15 protein-coding genes are annotated in these 18029 nt (G+C 66.0%); 7 read left to right on the top strand and 8 right to left on the bottom strand.

All coding sequences use genetic code 11. The annotated features are described in order from the left end of the window. Positions 1–9 precede the first annotated feature (9 nt). The 5 genes from C8C99_RS13285 to C8C99_RS13265 form a co-directional block, all read right to left on the bottom strand. Entirely contained in the window at positions 10–777 is a 768-nt protein-coding gene (locus C8C99_RS13285; RefSeq protein WP_108625988.1) for a class II glutamine amidotransferase, read from the bottom strand. 93 nt (positions 778–870) lie between these two features. Beyond that, on the bottom strand, positions 871–2328 hold the full coding sequence (locus tag C8C99_RS13280) for a DHA2 family efflux MFS transporter permease subunit (RefSeq protein WP_108625987.1): 1458 nt from the start codon (positions 2326–2328) through the stop codon (positions 871–873). A 58-nt stretch (positions 2329–2386) separates the two neighbouring features. Beyond that, complete coding sequence (locus C8C99_RS13275; protein ID WP_056647703.1) at positions 2387–2578, bottom strand: 4-oxalocrotonate tautomerase; 192 nt, start codon at positions 2576–2578, stop codon at positions 2387–2389. A gap of 39 nt (positions 2579–2617) precedes the next feature. Continuing rightward, positions 2618–2782: a cysteine-rich CWC family protein gene (locus tag C8C99_RS13270; protein ID WP_369867756.1), complete on the bottom strand. Its 165-nt coding sequence runs from the start codon at positions 2780–2782 to the stop codon at positions 2618–2620. Between the two features lie 335 nt (positions 2783–3117). Then, a complete protein-coding gene (locus C8C99_RS13265; RefSeq protein WP_108625986.1) occupies positions 3118–4020 on the bottom strand; it encodes a LysR family transcriptional regulator in 903 nt (300 codons plus the stop codon). A 153-nt stretch (positions 4021–4173) separates the two neighbouring features. Between C8C99_RS13265 and C8C99_RS13260 the strand changes: the two genes are divergently transcribed. Together C8C99_RS13260 and C8C99_RS13255 are read left to right on the top strand one after the other, a co-directional pair. Then, positions 4174–5154: a tripartite tricarboxylate transporter substrate binding protein gene (locus C8C99_RS13260; protein ID WP_108625985.1), complete on the top strand. Its 981-nt coding sequence runs from the start codon at positions 4174–4176 to the stop codon at positions 5152–5154. An 8-nt stretch (positions 5155–5162) separates the two neighbouring features. Continuing rightward, the gene (locus C8C99_RS13255) at positions 5163–6338 is read left to right on the top strand and encodes a M20 aminoacylase family protein (RefSeq protein ID WP_108625984.1); all 1176 of its coding nucleotides are present in this window, start codon (positions 5163–5165) and stop codon (positions 6336–6338) included. Between the two features lie 129 nt (positions 6339–6467). Here the strand turns inward: C8C99_RS13255 and C8C99_RS13250 are convergent, their stop codons facing one another. Further along, positions 6468–8675 (bottom strand): malate synthase G, encoded by a 2208-nt coding sequence (locus C8C99_RS13250; protein WP_108625983.1) that lies wholly within the window; start codon positions 8673–8675, stop codon positions 6468–6470. Positions 8676–8905: 230 nt separating this feature from the next. Here C8C99_RS13250 and C8C99_RS13245 point away from each other — a divergent pair, with 230 nt between their 5' ends. The 3 genes from C8C99_RS13245 to C8C99_RS13235 all read left to right on the top strand — a co-directional run bounded on the left by C8C99_RS13245 (position 8906) and on the right by C8C99_RS13235 (position 12595). Then, positions 8906–10831 carry an acyl CoA:acetate/3-ketoacid CoA transferase gene (locus C8C99_RS13245; RefSeq protein ID WP_108625982.1) on the top strand — a complete coding sequence of 642 codons (1926 nt, stop codon included), beginning with the start codon at positions 8906–8908 and terminating at the stop codon, positions 10829–10831. 151 nt (positions 10832–10982) lie between these two features. Continuing rightward, a complete protein-coding gene (locus C8C99_RS13240) occupies positions 10983–11918 on the top strand; it encodes a LysR family transcriptional regulator (protein ID WP_015016104.1) in 936 nt (311 codons plus the stop codon). A gap of 29 nt (positions 11919–11947) precedes the next feature. Further along, on the top strand, positions 11948–12595 hold the full coding sequence (locus C8C99_RS13235) for a response regulator transcription factor (RefSeq protein WP_108627154.1): 648 nt from the start codon (positions 11948–11950) through the stop codon (positions 12593–12595). 104 nt (positions 12596–12699) lie between these two features. On the opposite strand, the gene C8C99_RS13230 is transcribed toward C8C99_RS13235, so the two are convergent. Continuing rightward, positions 12700–15375: a PAS-domain containing protein gene (locus tag C8C99_RS13230; RefSeq protein WP_108625981.1), complete on the bottom strand. Its 2676-nt coding sequence runs from the start codon at positions 15373–15375 to the stop codon at positions 12700–12702. Positions 15376–15616: 241 nt separating this feature from the next. Between C8C99_RS13230 and C8C99_RS13225 the strand changes: the two genes are divergently transcribed. Continuing rightward, complete coding sequence (locus tag C8C99_RS13225) at positions 15617–16987, top strand: dicarboxylate/amino acid:cation symporter (RefSeq protein WP_056647722.1); 1371 nt, start codon at positions 15617–15619, stop codon at positions 16985–16987. 173 nt (positions 16988–17160) lie between these two features. Further along, positions 17161–17607, top strand: a complete 447-nt coding sequence (locus C8C99_RS13220; RefSeq protein WP_108625980.1) for a DUF2214 family protein — start codon at positions 17161–17163, stop codon at positions 17605–17607. Positions 17608–17712: 105 nt separating this feature from the next. On the opposite strand, the gene C8C99_RS13215 is transcribed toward C8C99_RS13220, so the two are convergent. Beyond that, positions 17713–18006: a PsiF family protein gene (locus tag C8C99_RS13215; protein WP_108625979.1), complete on the bottom strand. Its 294-nt coding sequence runs from the start codon at positions 18004–18006 to the stop codon at positions 17713–17715. Positions 18007–18029: the final 23 nt, after the last annotated feature.

Genomic DNA, 18029 nt, shown 5'->3' with positions numbered 1-18029 from the left:
TGCTTGCAATCAAATCGGCAGCCGCCGGCCTTGCTCGAACACCAGCAGCTCTCCCTTGCCGAATGCCGTCCAGCTCTCGTTGCTGGTCAATGGGCTCGTCACGATCACCGCGACTTGGTCGTGTTCGCTGGTTTCCTTCGAAAAATCCAGCTGCAGGTCTTCGTCACTCAAATGCGCTGCGCCAAATGGATGGCGGCGCTCTATGTAGTGCAGATTGGTGGAGGCGTGTGCCCACAAGGCCTGACCATTGGAAAGAAGGAAATTGAATGTGCCATGAGGGGCCATACGCGCAGCGAGTTCCTTGAGGGTCCGCGTGAGCTCTGGAACTGAAGGCACGCTGGCGTGTGACTTGGCCAACTCCTGCATGATCCAGCAAAACGCGTGCTCGCTGTCCGTATCGCCTACCGGACGGAAATGCGAATGCAGGCGTGGACGGAAGTCTTTCAGATCGCCGTTGTGGGCAAACACCCAGTACCGACCCCACAGTTCGCGCACGAAGGGATGGCAGTTCTGAAGGCTCACCACGCCCTGGGTGGCCTTGCGGATATGGGCAATGACGTTCCGGCTCTTGATGGGGTAGCGGCGAATCAGCTCAGCCACAGGGGAGTCCACCGCCGCCAGATGGTCCACAAAGTGCCTCAGCCCCTTGTCTTCGAAGAACGCGATACCCCAGCCATCGGTGTGATGGTCGGTCTTTCCGCCGCGTTGCGCAAACCCCGTGAAGCTGAAGGTCACATCGGTGGGGACATTGCAGTTCATGCCGAGCAGTTGGCACATGGCGAAGGTTCCGTTTCTTCGGTGTCGAAAAAAAGCTTGATAGAGTCTGGGCCACGCCGGCCCGAAAGCATCAGGATAGGGGGCGTGGTAGCGTCATTCGGAACGGGCTTCGCGCAGTTGCCAAGCCGCTACCAGAGCCAGCAGACACAGAAAAGTCAGCATCAAGAAAGTCTCGCCAAACGCTGCAATGCGGGCAGAGTTGCTGGCTCCAGCCGCCAGCGACGCGCCATGTGCGCTCAGGCGCCATTCCAGCACGATGCCACACAGGCTGACCCCTGCTGCGCCGCCCAGCATGCGCAAGAAGCCAATGGCGCTGGAGCCTTGAGAAATCAACGACTTGTCCAGCGGGCGCATCGAGCCGAGGTTCAGCGAGGGCAGAATGAATCCCAGCCCGATGCGCCCCAGGATCGCAAAAGCGACCAGCATCCACAGCGACGAGCCCAGGCCCACAAACACCATCAGTCCGAACGACAGCGCCAGCAAACCCAGCCCGGTGCTGACCAGCAAATGGGTCGGTTGACGGTCGGCCAGTCGGCCCACCACCGCGATGGTGGCGGCCAGCACGAATCCGGCTGGGAGCATCAGGGTGCCCACGTGGGATGCCGACAACTCCAGCCCCAATTGCATGAATACCGGCAACAGGTAGGTGGAGCCGAACAAGGCTGTACCGTAGATGAACGCCACCACACTGCCCATGGCGAACTGGCGGTATTGAAAAAGGCGCAGGTCCATCAGCGGCTTGCGCCCGGTGCGCAGTAGCCTGCGTTGCCAAGCCACAAAGCAAGCCACGGCCACGACCGCGCTCAGTAACAGGACACCTGCTTCGGTCATGGACCCACCATGCAGCGAGACCAGGCCATTGAGGAGGCACAGCGTGCCCACGGTGCCCAGCAGCAGCCCCCGCCAGTCCAGCGCCTGACCTTGGCGATTGGCCTCAACGCCCCCGGGCGCAGTGATCGGCACGAATTTGTAGGCCAGCCAAATGGATGCCAGGCACAGCGGCACGACCATGAAGAAAATCGAGCGCCAGCCAAACCAGTCCACCAGCAATCCCCCGATGCTCGGGCCAATGGCGGGTGCCAGCACCACGCCCATGCCAAAAATGCCGCTGGCGCGCCCTTGCTCATGGGGCTGGAAGGCGTAGAGGATGATGACGGCCGGGATGGGTTGCACAACACCGGCCGCCAGCCCCTCGGCCACCCGTGCGGCAAGTACCAGGCCAAAATCGCGCGCCAGACCGCCTCCCACACCGCCGACCAGCAGCAGCAACATAGCGCCCACATAGGTCGCGCGGTAGCCGTACCGCGACAGCAGCCAGGGGGTGGTGAGCATGGACACGGTGGTGGCCACCATGAAGCCCGAGGTGACCCATTGGGCGCGCTCCTGGCCCAGTGCAAAGTAGTGGCTCATGTCCGGGATCGCCACGTTGACGATGGTGGAGGACATGATGGAGGCCATGGTGCCGACCATGACGGACAGCAACAGCAGCCACCGATAGCGCTCGCCATAGCGCTCGCGCAAGACGGACAGTGACCCCGAGGAGGAGTTCATGAAACGGTCAAATGCTGAGGCAGTAGGACGGGGTTCACAACAGTGCTGGAACCTGCGTTCAGGACGTGCGCTCCAGCCACAGCTTGCCGCCCGTGGCCCAGTTTTCGCGCTTGATGTCGGTGATCAGGATGTCCACAGACTCGGGCGAGCCGCCCAGGATCTCGACGGACACACGGGTGATCTCTTCCACCAGCTTCTTCTTTTGCTCGACCGTGCGGCCTTCCATCATTTCGACGTGGTACGTGGGCATATCAGCTTCCTTGGGAGTGGGCAAAAAACGAAAGAGAAATCATATCGGCGGTTGCGCGGTGTCTTCGCTGCGTGCGCCGGGCGCGCCGCAGGCGGGGCAAATGCAGCGTTGGCCGCGCTGGGTCGCAGGCAGGGCCTCCAGGGCGCCGGGCGCAATGCGCTTTGTCATGCACCAGCAGCTGTCGGGCGGCAACCCCAGCGCCATCGCGCATTGGTTGGACTGGCCGCACAGGGGGCAACGAGAGGAGTCCGGTTCTGGGCGTGGCATGGAGCGGGATGAGATGGGCAGCGCGCGCAGGAAACAGGCACCGGCGCCCAGTGTACGGCGGCGCGTGGCGGGCCGGGGGCAAGCGTCGCGCAACGGCGCCCGCCTGCGGTTCATTCCACAATGCTCTCATAAAAGTAGCATCTTGCGCTTTATCTACGGGCGCAGGGGGCCATTTTGGCTTGGAATGGACTGGTTTCCGCCGCCCCGGCATCTTCGATGGCGCCGGCCCCTGGTCGCAATGGCGTGGGCCACCAGAGCCATTTCTGGAGCACTTAGTCGCGCAGCTGCTCCGCCACAAACTGGCGGAACAGGCCCATTGACGGCGCTTCGGTGCGTCCCGCCAGCGTGACAAAGGCAAAACGCGCGCCGCTGACCAGCGGTGGCTCGGTGGCCAGCTCGGAGAGCTGTCCCGCGGCGATGCCCACGCGTGCGGGTGCCAGGATGCCCAGGTAGATCGCGTCCGAGGCCGCGACGGTGGCGATCAGGCTGGTGATGTCGTCGCAGCGCAGGCTCACGGCCTGCTGCGGGTCGGCCTGCGGACCGAAACGGGTGACCAGCAGATGGGCGACTTCGGTGCTCAGGGGGATCGACGCCAGTGGGTAGCGCAGCAACGCGTCAAACGACACCGGGCCGCCGGCCTGCAGCAAGGGATGGCCGCTGCGGCAGACAAAACCGGCACGCATATCGGTGAGGTACTCGATGGCCAGGTCGGGCGCCGGCGCCGTGCGGCGAACGTCAACCACCAGCGCGTCCAGCGTGCGCTGGCGCAGCTGCATGAGCTGCAGTTCGGTCGCACCTGGCGACACGCTGACCTGTACGCCTGGATGGTGTCTGGCCATGTGGATCAGAAATGGCGTCATCAGCATCGCGCCCGGCCCCGACCCCAGACCCACGCGGATAGCGCCCAGATCGCCCTGCTTGAGCAGTTCGGCACTGCGGCGCAGTTCGGCCGCCTCGAACACCATGCGCCGGGCGCGCACCGCCACGGCTTCACCCAGCGGGGTGAGCTCGTTGCGTTTGCCGCTGCGGTCGACCAGGCGCGCGCCCAGATCCTCCTCCAGGGCCTGGATGCTGCGGCTCAGGGCGGATTGCGTGAGGTGCTGTCGCTCGGCGGCGCGGCTGAACGAGCCGGTCTCGGCCACAGCCAGCAGATGTTCGAGTTGTTGGAGGTTCATGCTGCAGCCAATGAATGAGTCAAATGAATGATAAGCAGAAAAATAATGCATTGGACACATCAATTCGGCCTATCTAGGATTCTTGAGGTGCATCCCCAGTGCGCCCGTTCCAGGCATTCCGATGCATTCCAAATATTCCAAGGAGACAACCCCATGAACGCATTCAAGACAGTCAGTCTGCTCCTGGCCAGTGCGCTGCTGGTCAACGGCGCCGCCCTCGCCCAGACCTACCCCAGCAAACCGGTCAACCTGATGGTGCCCTACCCGGCCGGGGGGCCATCCGATGCGACGGCACGCATCTTCACCGTACCTTTGGGCAAGGAGTTGGGCCAGCCGGTGGTGGTGGAAAACCTGGGCGGCGCCGCGGGGGGTCTTGCTGCCCAAAAGGTGCTGGCCGCGCCTGCCGACGGCTACTACATCTTCCAGGGCTCGCCCAACGAGGTCATCCTGTCGCCGCTGGCCAACGCCGCCGTGAAGCTCAAGACGGAGGACTTCCGCCTGGTGCATCCGGTGGCGGATGCCGTGATGGTTTTCGTGGCGCGCAAGGATCTGCCGGTCAACAGCGTGGACGAGCTGATTGCGCTGGCGCGCAAATCGAGCGACAAGCCGCTGACCTACGGCAGCGTGGGCGTGGGCTCGCTGTACCACCTGATCCTTGAGGACGTGCAGCAACGCGCCGGCATCAAGCTGCTCCACGCGCCCTACAGGGGCAATGCCCCCCTGATGCAGGACATCGGCGGCGGGCAGGTTGATTTCGCCGTGTTGGTGTACAGCGCGGCGATGGGCGCGATGGCCGATCAGGGCCGGGTCAAGATCATCGGCCAGCTCGGCGGGCAACGTTCCGAGCTGCTGAAAAACGTGCCGACCGCCAGTGAAGGCAAGGAGCTGAAAAACTTCTCCTACGGCATCTGGAGCGGCTTCATGGTGCCCAAGAACACGCCAGAAGCGGTGGTCCAGCGCCTGCACAAGGCCATTGGCGCGACGCTGCAGGACCCCTCCGTGCGCTCGCAGCTGGCAGCGCAAACGCAGCTGGCATCGCCGTCCACATCGCTGGCCGAAGCCACCGCGTTCTTCGAGGCCGAGACCGCGCGTTACCGTGCCATCGCCAAATCTATCAACCTGCAGCCCCAGTGAGCGTCCCCATGAGCACCCCTTTGCTGAAAGCACTGAATGCAACGGCCGACGAATTCATCGGCCTGCGGCGCGACATCCACCGCCACCCAGAACTGGCGTTCGACGAACACCGCACCTCGGCCCTGGTGGCCGAGAAGCTCCAGGGCTGGGGCTACACAGTCGAGCGCGGCCTGGGCGGCACCGGTCTGGTGGGCCAGCTGGTGCGCGGCTCCGGCCAGCGCCGGTTGGGCCTGCGCGCCGACATGGATGCCCTGCCCATCCATGAAGCCACCGGCCTGCCACACGCCAGTTGCCACGACGGGGTGATGCATGCCTGCGGCCACGACGGCCACACCGCCATGCTGCTGGCTGCCGCACAGCATCTGGCGCAGAGCGGGGACTTTTCGGGCACCTTGAACCTGATCTTCCAGCCTGCCGAAGAAGGCGGCGGCGGCGCGCTGCGCATGATGGACGACGGCCTGTTCGACAAATACCCCTGCGATGCGGTCTTTGCCATGCACAACATGCCTGGCTTGCCACAAGGCCAGTTGGTGCTGCGCGAGGGCGCCACCATGGCCTCGTCCGACTACGCCACGGTCACGCTCACCGGCGTCGGCGGCCATGGCGCCATGCCGCACCTGGCGACCGACCCCATCGTGGCCGCCGCCAGCATCGTGATGGCGCTGCAGACGGTGGTCTCGCGCAACATCGATCCGTTGCAGATGGCGGTGGTGACCGTGGGGGCGCTGCATGCCGGCAAGGCCAACAACGTGATCCCGCAAAGCGCCACACTGGAGCTGAGCGTGCGCGCGCTGGACCGCGCAGTGCGCGCCAGGCTGGAGCAGCGTATCAAGGCGCTGATCGCCGCGCAGGCGGACAGCTTGGGCGTCACGGCGCAGATCGACTGGCGGCCCGGTTATGCCGTGCTGGTCAACACGCCGGAAGAAACCGCCTTCGCCTGCGAGGTGGCCCTGGAGCTGGTCGGCGAGGCGCATGTGACCCTGCAGGGCCTGGCCTTGTCCGGCAGCGAAGACTTCGCCTTCATGCTGGAGCGCGTGCCCGGCAGCTACCTGTTCATCGGCAACGGCGACGGCGACAGCGCGGGGGCATGCATGGTGCACAACCCCGGCTACGACTTCAACGACGCCAATCTGCCCATCGGTGCGGCCTATTGGGCGCTGCTGGCGCAACGCTTTCTGGTCTGAACCCGCAGGTTGCTCCCAGAACCACAACGGCGCCCTCGGGCGCCGTTGTTTTTGGATCAGAGAGGCCTCGGGTGCCTATCCTGTATGTGCTGAGTGCTATCCAATAAATAGCATTTCGCTCAAGCCTGGTCAGGCCGTGGCGGCCTTCACCTTCAGGCGCCAGGCGTGCAGCAGTGGCTCGGTGTAGCCGCTGGGCTGCTCCAGGCCCTTGAAGACCAGGTCGCAGGCCGCCTTGTACGCCATGCTGGTGTCAAAGTGTCCGGCCATGGGCTGGTACAGCGGGTCACCCGCGTTTTGCTGGTCCACCACGGCGGCCATGCGCTCGAACGTGGCACGCACCTGGGCTTCGGTCACCACACCGTGGTGCAGCCAGTTGGCCATGTGCTGGCTGCTGATGCGCAGCGTGGCGCGGTCTTCCATCAGGCCCACGTTGTGGATGTCGGGCACCTTGGAGCAACCCACGCCCTGGTCCACCCAGCGCACCACGTAGCCCAGGATGCCCTGGGCGTTGTTGTCCAGCTCCTGCTGCTTCTCGGCGTCGCTCCAGTTGGGGGCGGCGGCCACGGGCACGGTGAGCAGGCCGGTCAGCAGGTTGTCGCGCTCGGCGTTCACATCGGTCTTTTCCAGCTCGATCTGAATGTCGCTCACCTTCACCTGGTGGTAGTGCAGCGCGTGCAGCGTGGCGCCCGTGGGGCTGGGCACCCAGGCGGTGTTGGCACCGGCCTTGGGGTGGGCGATTTTCTGCTTGAGCATCTCGGCCATCAGGTCGGGCATGGCCCACATGCCCTTGCCGATCTGCGCCTTGCCGCGCAGGCCACAGCTCAGGCCCACCAGCACGTTGTTTTTCTCGTACGACTGGATCCAGGCGCTGGTCTTCATGTCGCCCTTGCGCACCATGGGGCCTGCGTGCATGGCGGTGTGCATCTCGTCGCCCGTGCGGTCCAGGAAGCCGGTGTTGATGAAGGCCACGCGGCTGCTGGCGGCGGCAATGCAGGCCTTGAGGTTGACGCTGGTGCGGCGCTCTTCGTCCATGATGCCCAGCTTGACGGTGCTGTCGGGCAAGCCCAGCAGCTTCTCGACGCGGCCAAACAGCTCGGCGGCAAAGCCCACTTCGGCGGGGCCGTGCATCTTGGGCTTGACGATGTAGACGCTGCCCTTGCGGCTGTTGCGAATACCGTTGGCGCCATGGCCTTGCAGGTCGTGCAGGGCGATGGCCGTGGTCACCACCGCGTCCATGATGCCTTCAGGAATCTCGCGCACCTGGCCCTGGGCATCCTTCCACAGGATGGCGGGGTTGGTCATCAAGTGGCCCACATTGCGCAGGAACATCAGCGAACGGCCATGCAGGCGCACTTCACCGCCTTGGGGGCCGGTGTAGATGCGGTCGGCGTTCAGGCCGCGTGTGATGGTCTTGCCGCCCTTGGCGACCTGTTCGGTCAGCGTGGCCTGGATGATGCCCAGCCAGTTGCTGTAGCCCAGCACCTTGTCTTCGGCGTCCACGGCGGCCACGGAGTCTTCCAGATCGAGAATCGTGGACAACGCGGCTTCCAACACCAGGTCGCTCACGCCAGCGGCATCAGATTGGCCGATGGGGGTGGCGCGGTTGATCTGGATATCCAGGTGCAGGCCGTTGTGCTGCAGCAGCACCGACGAAGGCGCGGCGGCATTGCCCTGGTAGCCCTTGAACTGTGACGCGTCCTTCAGGCCCGTGGTGCTGCCGTTGGCGAGCGACACGACCAACTGGCCACCCTCGACCTTGTAGCCGGTGGAGTCCTTGTGAGAGCCGCTGGCCAGGGGCGCCGTGTCATCCAGCACCTGGCGTGCAAATGCGATCACCTTGGCGCCGCGCACGGGGTTGTAGCCCTTGCCCTTTTCGGCGCCATCGGTTTCTGGAATGGCGTCCGTTCCATACAGCGCGTCATACAGGCTGCCCCAGCGCGCGTTGGCGGCGTTCAGCGCATAGCGTGCGTTCAGGATAGGCACCACCAGCTGGGGGCCAGCTTGCGTGGCCAGCTCGTCGTCCACGTTGGCCGTGGTGGCCTTCACGTCGGCAGGCTGGGGCACCAGGTAGCCGATCTTTTCGAGGAAGCTGCGATACGCCACCATGTTCTGGATGGGGCCGGGGTTGGCCTTGTGCCAGGTGTCTAGCTCGGTTTGCAGGCGGTCGCGCTCTGCCAGTAGGGCGATGTTGCGCGGGGCCAGGTCCGACACGATGGCGTCAAAGCCCTTCCAGAAGGCGGCGGCATCGACCCCCGTGCCGGGCAGCACCTTGTCTTCGACAAAGCGGTACAGGGAGGTGGCCACTTGCAGGCCGTGAACTTGGGTGCGATCGGTCATGGGGTGCCTAGAGAAGAGTGGTGGAAACGGGGATCAAAGAAAAACGGTGCCCGCACAAGCAGGCCATGGACAGACTGTATTGCAAATGTTTGTCCATATAAATACGCTGAAAATCTCTAAACCAGTGACTTTTACGCAAAACTGAGGGCGGTCCGTAGTCGCCCTGAATGGTGCTTTGGCCCGTTACCCACTACGCTGCGCCCACAACAAACCCACCGGGAGACAAACCCATGCAGGCACCCCTGGACGCCAGCGCGCTCAACGCGGCCCACAAGAACAAGATCGTGAGCGCCGCCGATGCCGTGCAGCTCATCCACGACGGCGACACCGTGGCCACGGGCGGCTTTGTGGGCATCGGCTTTGCCGAGAGCATTGCGGTGGCGCTGGCCCAGCGCTGGGAATCGACGCAAACCCCACGCGATCTCACGCTGGTCTACGCCGCAGGCCAGGGCGATGGCAAGCAGCGCGGCCTCAACCACCTGGGCCATGCGGGTCTGCTCAAACGCGTGATCGGCGGGCACTGGAGCCTGGTGCCGCGCATCCAGAAGCTGGCGGTGGACAACCAGATCGAGGCCTGGAACCTGCCACAGGGCGTGATCACGCACCTGTTCCGCGACATCGCTGCGGGCAAGCCCGGCACGCTCACGCGCGTGGGCCTCGACACCTTTGTGGACCCGCGCCATGGCGGCGGCAAGCTCAATGCCCGCACCACCGAAGACCTGGTGCGCATCCTGCCCATCGACGGGCAGGACTACCTGTTCTACAAGGCCTTTCCGATCCACGTGGGCATCATCCGCGCGACCACGGCCGACGCCGATGGCAACCTCACCATGGAGCGCGAGGCGCTCACGCTCGAAGCGCTGGCCATCGCCATGGCCGCGCGCAACTCGGGCGGTGTGGTCATTGCGCAGGTCGAGCGCATTGCCGAGCGCGGCACGCTCAACCCCCGGCAAGTCAAGGTGCCCGGCGTGCTGGTGGATGCCGTGGTGCTGGCCACCGAGCCCGCGCACCACCACCAGACCTTTGCCGAGCCCTACAGCGCCGCGTTTGCGGGCGAGCTGCGCGTGCCCATGGACACGCTGGAGGCGATGCCGCTGACCGAGCGCAAGATCATCGCCCGCCGCGCAGCGCTGGAGCTGCGCCCGCACCAGGTGGTCAACCTGGGCATCGGCATGCCCGAGGGCGTGGCCAACGTGGCGGCCGAAGAGCGCATCATCGACCTGGTCACGCTCACGGCCGAGCCGGGCGTGATCGGCGGCATCCCGGCGGGCGGGCTGAACTTTGGCGCGGCGGTGAACCCGCAGGCCATCATCGACCAGCCCAACCAGTTTGACTTCTACGACGGCGGCGGCCTCGACATCGCCATCCTGGGCCTGGCGCAGGCCGACCAGCACGGCAACCTCAACGTGAGCAAGTTCGGGCCGCGCCTGGCGGGTGCGGGCGGCTTCATCAACATCAGCCAGAACGCCAAGACCGTGGTGTTCGTCGGCACCTTCACCGCCGGCGCGCTGCAGGTCGAGGCGGTGGACGGCCACCTGCACATCCTGCACGAGGGCGGCGCGCGCAAGCTGGTGCGCGAGGTCGAGCACCGCACCTTCAGCGGCGCCGAGGCGCTGCGGCGCGGCCAGCGGGTGCTGTATGTGACGGAGCGCTGCGTGTTCCGCCTGGTGCCCTCGGGCGAAGCGGATGGCGGTGGCGCGCTGGAGCTGATCGAGCTGGCGCCCGGTATCGATCTGCACCGCGACGTGCTGGCCCACATGGCGTTCACGCCGCGCATCAGCCCCGGCCTGCAGACCATGGACCTGCGCCTGTTCGAGCCCGGCCCGCTGGGCCTGCGCGAGCAGCTGCTCAACCGCCCGCTGGTGCAGCGCTTTGAGCTGGACGCCGCGCGCCAGCTGCTGCACATCGACTTCTCGGGCCTGCAGATCAACACCGCCAGCACCATCGACGCCATCGAGCAGGAGGTGCGCCGCCTGCTCGCCCCGCTCGCCGCACAGGGCGAGCGCGTGGGCGTGATCGTGAACTACGACCACTTCACCATCGCCCCCGACCTGGCCGACGCCTACACCGCCATGGTGCAGGGCCTCACGCGCGATCTGTACACCGAGGTCAAGCGCTATGGCACCGTGGGGTTCCTCAAGTCGCGCCTGGTGTGAAGTGCGGGTGATGCCGGTTTACTATCATTTGTGTAGCTGCTCAGGCATGTTGCGCTGGCGCATGCGGCCTGTTTGGCTTCAAAACCGATCACAGACCGCTCCCGAGTCTGCCACCAGGCCCTCCGCCGCTTTATCCCCATAATCAGCGCCCATGGACAAACTCAAGGCCTTCGAATCGTTTGTGTCGGTGGCAACGCGCGGCAGCCTCACCGCGGCGGCCAAGGCCGAGGGCGTGGCCCCGGCCATCATGGGCCGGCGGCTCGATGCGCTGGAAGAACACCTGGGCGTGAAGCTGCTGGTGCGCACCACACGCCGCATCAGCCTCACGCACGAGGGCAGTGCGTTTCTGGAAGACTGCCAGCGCCTGCTGTCCGACGTGGCCAATGCCGAGGCCAGCGTGTCCGAAGGCGGCGTCAAGGCCACGGGCCATTTGCGCATCACCGCACCGGCCGGTTTTGGCCGCCGCCATGTGGCGCCGCTGGTGCCGCGTTTTCGCACGGCGCACCCCGATGTCACGATCTCGCTCAACCTCAGCGACCGCGTGGTGGATCTGGCGGGCGAGGGCTACGACTGCGCCGTGCGTGTGGGCGACCTGCCCGACTCGTCGCTGGTGAGCGTTCGCATTGCCGACAACCGCCGCCTGTGCGTGGCCACGCCCGCCTATCTGCAGCGCCACGGCACGCCGCGCCACCCCAGCGAGCTGGTGCAGCACGACTGCCTCACGCTGTCGAGCGAGGCCTCGCAGACACGCGGCTGGGCGTTCCGCATGCCGGTCGAGGGTGGTGGCACCGAGGTCATCCACCTCAAGCCCGGCGGCCCGCTCGACTGCTCGGACGGGCAGGTGCTGCACGACTGGTGCCTGGCGGGCTACGGCATTGCCTGGCGCAGCACCTGGGAGGTGGAGGCCGAGATCGCCGCTGGCCGTTTGGTGGAGGTGCTGCACGACTTTGCCGCGCCGCCCAACGGCATCTATGTGGTGTTCCCGCAGCGCAAACACATGCCGCTGCGGGTGCGGCTGTGGATCGAGCACCTCAAGCACCAGTACGCACAGCCCGCGTTCTGGAAAGGCCCCCAGGCCGGCGGCTGATGGCGCCCGTGGCAGACTGCACAAACTCTATGTCCACCCCGCCCACGCTCCTCGTCGCTGACGACCACCCGCTGTTCCGTGCGGCCGTGCTGCACGTGCTGCGCGAGCGGCTGCCGCAGTTCCGCACGCTGGAGGCCGCCAGCGCCGCCACGCTGGGGCAGGCACTGCAGGACCACCCTGAGGTCGAGCTGGTGCTGCTGGACCTGAGCATGCCCGGCACGCGCGGCTTTTCGGCCCTGCTGCATGTGCGCGGCGAATACCCCGAGCTGCCCGTGGTCATCATCTCGTCCAACGACCACCCGCGCGTCATCCGCCGTGCGCAGCAGTTTGGCGCGGCAGGCTTCATCCCCAAATCCGCCCCCGCCGACGCCATGGGCGACGCCATCCAGGCCGTGCTGGACGGCGGCAGCTGGTTCCCGCCCATGGCGGCCGAGCGCTCCGAGGCTGACGCCGAGCTGGCCGCCCGGCTGGCGCAGCTCACGCCCCAGCAGTTCCGCGTGCTGCTGTGCCTGGCCGATGGTTTGCTCAACAAGCAGATCGCGGCTGCGCTGGGCCTGGCCGAGAACACGGTGAAGGTGCATGTCACCGCCATCCTGAAAAAGCTCGCGTGCTACAGCCGCACGCAGGCGGCGGTGCTGGTGAAAAGCCTGGAGACGGAAGAAGGCGTGTCTTCCTGAGGCTGGGATTTGAATCAAAGCGGCTGCTATCGCTTGTCCATAAAGCGCTGATAGCTATCAAAAGCATAGCCAAGAGCGCAGCCTCTCTATCCGGGCGCAGCGGCTCAGGGGGATGCGGCCTGTCTCAGCAGCGTCTGGCTCACCAGCGCCCGCAGTGCAGGCGCGCGCACCGGCTTGGCCAGAAAGCCCCAGCCGCGCTCGGCGGCCTGGCGGCGCAGGGTGGCGTCGCGCTCGGCGGTGACCAGGATCACGGCGGGCGTCTGGCCCCAGCGCTGGCACAGCTGCGCGAACACCTCGGGGCCGTGGAGGCCCGCGCCCAGGTGCACGTCCAGCAGCACCAGCTGTGGCGCATGGCCGGGCTGGGCGGCGGCCAGGGCCTCGGGCGCGCCGCCCGCCATCGGTACCGTGCAACCCCAGCGCTGCAGCAGGGCCTGCGTGGCGGCGCAGGTGGGGCCGTCGTCATCAATCACCCAGGCGCTGCTGCCTTGCAGGGGCGCGTCGTCACTGGGCTGTAGCGTGGTGGCGGGGGGCGCGGCCTGCTGTGCGGCGGCGGGGTTGCCCAGGGGCACACACACCCAGAACACGCTGCCGCGCCCTAGCTGGGAGCGCAGGCCGATCTCATGCCCCAGCAGGCGGCCCAGGCGTTCGACGATGGCCAGGCCCAGGCCTGCGCCCCGGTCGTCGGCGCGGCCTTCGTCCAGGCGGCGGAATTCTTCAAAGATCTCGCGTTGCAAGGCCTCGGGGATGCCGGGGCCCTGGTCGTGCACCTCGATGCGCAGGTGGTCCCCGTCCGCCTGCTTCACCCGTCTGCAGCCCACCACGATGCGGCCGTGTCGGCTGTAGCGGATGGCATTGGAGACAAAGTTCTGCAGGATGCGGCGTAGCAGGTTCTCGTCGGTGCGCACCACGGCGCGGGTGGGCATGCAGCGCAGCTTTAAACCTTGGCTCTCGGCCAGCACGCCGAAGTTGTGGCCCAGCACCTGCAGCAGCGGGCCCAGCGCCACGTCGTGGATGTGCACGTCGAACTGGCCCGACTCCATGCGCGAGATGTCGAGCAGGCTGTTGAGGATGGCGTCCTGCGCGGCCAGGGCGCCGTCGATGCTGTCCACCGCGTGCCGTTCGGCGTCGCCCGGCAGGTGGCTGCGCAAGAGCGAGGTGAACATGCGCGCGGCGTTCAGGGGCTGCAGCAGGTCGTGCACAGCGGCGGCCACAAAGCGGGTTTTGGAGCGGTTGGCCTGCTCGGCCTCGCGCCGCGCAGCGTCCAGGTCGCGGGTGCGGTCGGCCACGCGCTGCTCCAGCGCGTCGGCGAGGGACCGCAGCTCGCGCGCGGCGTTCTTGTAGCTGGTGATGTCGGCGTAGCTGGTCACAAAGCCGCCCTCGGGCAGCGGGTTGCCCCGGATCTCCAGCACCGTGCCGTCTTCCTTGGCACTTTCGTGCAGGTGGGACGTGCCGCTGCGAAGGTGGGCCAAGCGGCGTTCGATGGCTTCTTCCACCGGGCCCGGGCCCAGCAGGCCACGGCGCGCGTTGTGGCGCATCAGGTCTTCGATGGGGCGGCCCACCTGCATCAGGTCGGCGGGGTAGCGGAACAGCTGCACGTAGCGCGAGTTCCAGGCCACCAGTTTCAGGTCGGCGTCGATGATGACGACGCCCTGGGGCAGGTGCTCCAGGCTGCGGGAGAGACCCATGTCAGCCTGCTGCGCGGCCTGCACGATGCCGTCCTGCGCGGTGCGCAGCTCTTGCGCGTGTTGTTGCAGCACCGTCTCCAGCTCCTGGCGGCTGCGCTGGCGCAGGCGGGCCAGGCGCTGGCGTTGGCGCACAAACAGCACCAGCAGCGACAGGGCCAGCCAGCCGCCACCCCCGGCCGCAGCCGCCCAGCGGCTGTCGGCAATGCTGCTGTGGGTGGTGTGCACAAGGTGCAGTTGCCAAGGGGTGCCCGGCAACGGCTGGCTCAGCCACAGCATGCGGCTGGGTGGGGTGGGCATGTCGGCGGACGGTTGCACGCGCACCAGCCGCCCGCCGTTGTCCAGGTGGTCGTCCACCCGATAGTCGAGCGGGCGCAGGGGCTGGTCGGAGTATTGCCGCGTGGCGTTCAGCTCGCGGCGTTCATCGTCGTCCAGCGGCTCCAGCAGGCGGTAGCGCCAGGCGTCCTGGCTGGCCAGGAAGACCACGCCATGCGCGTCCGACGCCAGCACGATGTCGGGGGTCTGCAGCCATTCGCGCTCCAGCTCCTGCAGCGCAATCTTGATGGCCACCAGACCCAGGATGTGGCCGCTGTCGTCGCGGATGGCCTGCGACAGGAAGTAGCCGGGCTCGCCCGTGGTCACGCCAATGCCGTAGAAGCTGCCGCGCCCCTGGGCCAGTGCCTGCTGCACATAGGGGCGAAAGCTGTAGTCCACACCCACGTTGCTGGTGGCCGTGCGCCAGTTGCTGGCGGCCACGGCCAGGCCGTCGCGGTTGAGCAGGGTGAGGGTGGACGACTGGCTGGCGCCGTTGGCCTGCTCCAGCTTGCGGTTGAGCCGCGCCACCTCGTCGGTGCTCAGGGTGCGGCGCAGCGCGTCCTGCAGTTGCGCGTCCAAGGCCAGCACCTCGGGCAGGGTGCGGTAGCGGTCGATGCGCTGGGCCAGCGTCTGACCGTACAGGGCCAGCTGGCGCTGCACGCTGTCGCTTTCGTCCAGCAAAGACCGGTGCCAGGCCCACTGGCCGGCCGCGAACATGCTGGCCGCTGTGCCTGCAAGCAGGATGAGCAGCGTCCAGAACTGGCGAAGGCGGGGTGTGGGCATGGAAATCCGGCGGGGTGGTTGTGCGGCAGCAAGGCCAATTGGGTGCGGCTGGAAGTGTGCCGCACCAGGCTGGGGACTAAGTAGTTACCCTGATTTGGTGCACGCGTTCTCCTATGAAGCCGTGCTCGACTAATACCAATAGGTTATCGGCTGAAACAAAGTGCAGCGGTACAAACGGCACCCTAACGCGCGCCGGAGGCACCCCGGTGGTGCAGCCCCGTGACCCCAGGAGACCCGTTCCATGCACAACCATTCCGCTCCCGCAGCCTCAACCTTGAAGCTGCCTTTTTATCGGCAACTGTACTTCCAGGTGGTGTTCGCCATCGTTCTGGGCGTGCTGCTGGGCCATTTCGAGCCCGCCTATGGCGAGGCGCTCAAGCCGCTGGGCGACGCGTTCATCAAGCTGGTCAAGATGATCATCGCTCCGGTGATCTTTCTGACCATCGTGACCGGCATCGCGGGCATGTCGCAGCTCTCCACCGTGGGCCGCGTGTTTGGCAAGGCCATGGCGTACTTTTTGTTCTTCTCCACGCTGGCCCTGGTGGTGGGCCTGGTGGTGGCCAACGTGGTGCAACCCGGCGCAGGCATGAACATCAACGTGGCCGACCTGGACCAGACGGCGGTGAAGACCTATGTGGCCAAGTCGCATGAGATGACGCTCACGGGCTTTGCCATGGACATCATCCCCAAGACCCTGGTGAGTCCGTTCGTGGGCGACAACATCCTGCAGGTGCTGCTGGTGGCCGTGCTGTTCGGCGTGGGCCTGGCGATGGTGGGTGAGGCAGGCCGGCCGGTGCTGAACTTTCTGGACGCGCTGACGACCCCCGTGTTCAAGGTGGTGGGCATCGTGATGAAGGCCGCTCCCATCGGCGCGTTTGGCGCCATGGCGTTCACCATTGGCAAGTTTGGCCTGGGCTCGCTGGTCAACCTGGCGTGGCTGGTGGGCTCGTTCTACATCACCTCGCTGCTGTTTGTGGTGGTGATCCTGGGCCTGGTGGCGCGCCTTTGTGGCTTCTCGGTGTTCAAGCTGATCCGCTACCTCAAGGCCGAGCTGATGCTGGTGCTGGGCACTTCGTCGTCCGAATCCGCCCTGCCATCGCTGATGGAAAAGATGGAAAAGGCCGGTTGCAGCAAGTCGGTGGTGGGCCTCGTGGTGCCCACGGGCTACTCGTTCAACCTGGACGGCACCAACATCTACATGACGCTGGCCGCGCTGTTCATCGCCCAGGCCACGAACACCGAACTGACGCTGGGCCACCAGGTGGCGCTGCTGCTCGTCGCCATGCTGTCGTCCAAAGGCGCAGCGGGTGTGACGGGCGCGGGCTTTATCACCCTGGCTGCCACCCTGGCCGTGGTGCCCGAAGTGCCCGTGGCCGGCATGGCGCTGATCCTGGGCGTGGACCGTTTCATGAGCGAATGCCGTTCGCTGACCAACTTCATCGGCAACGCCGTGGCTACGGTGGTGGTGTCGCGTTGGGAAAACGCGCTGGATCACGAACGTTTGGACGCAGCGATGAACGGCCATCCACTGCCGCTCGCGGTATCTGCCGCTTCTGCGCCTGTGGTGTCGGCGGACGTACCTGTGACAACGATGGCACGCACCGTGGCCTGAGCGCGGGTACCTGCGCAATAGAGACCCCAGCGGCGCGGGCCTTCGGGCCCGCGCCGCTTTTTTTGCGGGTAGTGTCGAGTCACCGCCATCAAGCACAATGGCGGCCCTGCCTGACGGCTCTATGAGCGCTTGGCGCGGCTCAAAAGCCTGGGGCACTACAAGGAATCCTCACCATGACCCTCGAAGCCATCCTGGCCGCCTTTCACCTTCTGGCCATCCTGACCTTTGTGGTTTTCCTGTCGAGCCAGGCCGCGCTGTGCCGTATCGAATGGCTCAACGCCGCCGTGATCGAGCGCCTGGCCCGGCTGGATGTGATCTGCGGTGTGGCCGGGGCAGTGATGCTTGGGAGTGGGCTGGCCCGGCTGATCTGGGGCGTGAAGGGCGCTTCGTGGTACCTGTCGCAGCCCCTGTTCCACATCAAGATCACGTTGGTGCTGGCCATGGTGGTGCTGTCGTTTGTGCCATCGGCTGCTTTTCGCCGCTGGCGCCAGAACCTGCGCAGCACCGGCGCCCTGCCACCCGCTCAGGAAGTCTCGCGGGTGCGCCGCCTAGTGATGATCCAGTCGCATGTGTTGCCGGTGGTGGCGATGATTGCGGTGTTCTGGGCGCGCGGCTGGTAAGCGCGAATTCCCCCGAATTTCCCCAAAAGAAAAGCCCGCCCGGCTTGCTGCCGGCGGGCTTTTTGTTTTGTCGGGTGCGCCAGTGGCGGCGCACTGCGCGTGAACTTACTTCTTTAGGCACTCGCTCATGAAGGCCTTGCGCTCGTCGCCCTTGAGGGTCTTGGTCTTGGCATCGGCGTTGCAGGTCTTCATCTTGTCCTGCTGGGTGGCGGGCTTGTTGCTCAGGCAGGTCTTCATGAAGGCCTTGCGCTCGTCACCTTTCATTTCTCCAGCGTCCTTGTTGCAGGTCGCCATTTTCGATTGCTGTTTGGTGGGCGCCTTGGCGTCTTCGGCGGCGTGAGCACCAAAGCCCAGTGACAGGGCCAGGCCGAGTGCAGTCAGGGAAAGAAGCTTTTTCATGGAATCTCCTGGTGTGAATGCGT

This window comes from Acidovorax sp. 107 (genome assembly GCF_003058055.1).
Lineage (GTDB): Bacteria > Pseudomonadota > Gammaproteobacteria > Burkholderiales > Burkholderiaceae_C > Acidovorax.
This window is presented reverse-complemented; position numbering and strand designations above follow the sequence as displayed.

Excerpts from the sequence above, each read along its gene's own strand:
- C8C99_RS13285 (WP_108625988.1), bottom strand. The coding sequence starts at position 777 with ATGTGCCAACTGCTCGGCATGAACTGCAATGTCCCCACCGATGTGACC.
- C8C99_RS13280 (WP_108625987.1), bottom strand. The coding sequence starts at position 2,328 with ATGAACTCCTCCTCGGGGTCACTGTCCGTCTTGCGCGAGCGCTATGGC.
- C8C99_RS13275 (WP_056647703.1), bottom strand. The coding sequence starts at position 2,578 with ATGCCCACGTACCACGTCGAAATGATGGAAGGCCGCACGGTCGAGCAA.
- C8C99_RS13270 (WP_369867756.1), bottom strand. The coding sequence starts at position 2,782 with ATGGCGCTGGGGTTGCCGCCCGACAGCTGCTGGTGCATGACAAAGCGC.
- C8C99_RS13265 (WP_108625986.1), bottom strand. The coding sequence starts at position 4,020 with ATGAACCTCCAACAACTCGAACATCTGCTGGCTGTGGCCGAGACCGGC.
- C8C99_RS13260 (WP_108625985.1), top strand. The coding sequence starts at position 4,174 with ATGAACGCATTCAAGACAGTCAGTCTGCTCCTGGCCAGTGCGCTGCTG.
- C8C99_RS13255 (WP_108625984.1), top strand. The coding sequence starts at position 5,163 with ATGAGCACCCCTTTGCTGAAAGCACTGAATGCAACGGCCGACGAATTC.
- C8C99_RS13250 (WP_108625983.1), bottom strand. The coding sequence starts at position 8,675 with ATGACCGATCGCACCCAAGTTCACGGCCTGCAAGTGGCCACCTCCCTG.
- C8C99_RS13245 (WP_108625982.1), top strand. The coding sequence starts at position 8,906 with ATGCAGGCACCCCTGGACGCCAGCGCGCTCAACGCGGCCCACAAGAAC.
- C8C99_RS13240 (WP_015016104.1), top strand. The coding sequence starts at position 10,983 with ATGGACAAACTCAAGGCCTTCGAATCGTTTGTGTCGGTGGCAACGCGC.
- C8C99_RS13235 (WP_108627154.1), top strand. The coding sequence starts at position 11,948 with ATGTCCACCCCGCCCACGCTCCTCGTCGCTGACGACCACCCGCTGTTC.
- C8C99_RS13230 (WP_108625981.1), bottom strand. The coding sequence starts at position 15,375 with ATGCCCACACCCCGCCTTCGCCAGTTCTGGACGCTGCTCATCCTGCTT.
- C8C99_RS13225 (WP_056647722.1), top strand. The coding sequence starts at position 15,617 with ATGCACAACCATTCCGCTCCCGCAGCCTCAACCTTGAAGCTGCCTTTT.
- C8C99_RS13220 (WP_108625980.1), top strand. The coding sequence starts at position 17,161 with ATGACCCTCGAAGCCATCCTGGCCGCCTTTCACCTTCTGGCCATCCTG.
- C8C99_RS13215 (WP_108625979.1), bottom strand. The coding sequence starts at position 18,006 with ATGAAAAAGCTTCTTTCCCTGACTGCACTCGGCCTGGCCCTGTCACTG.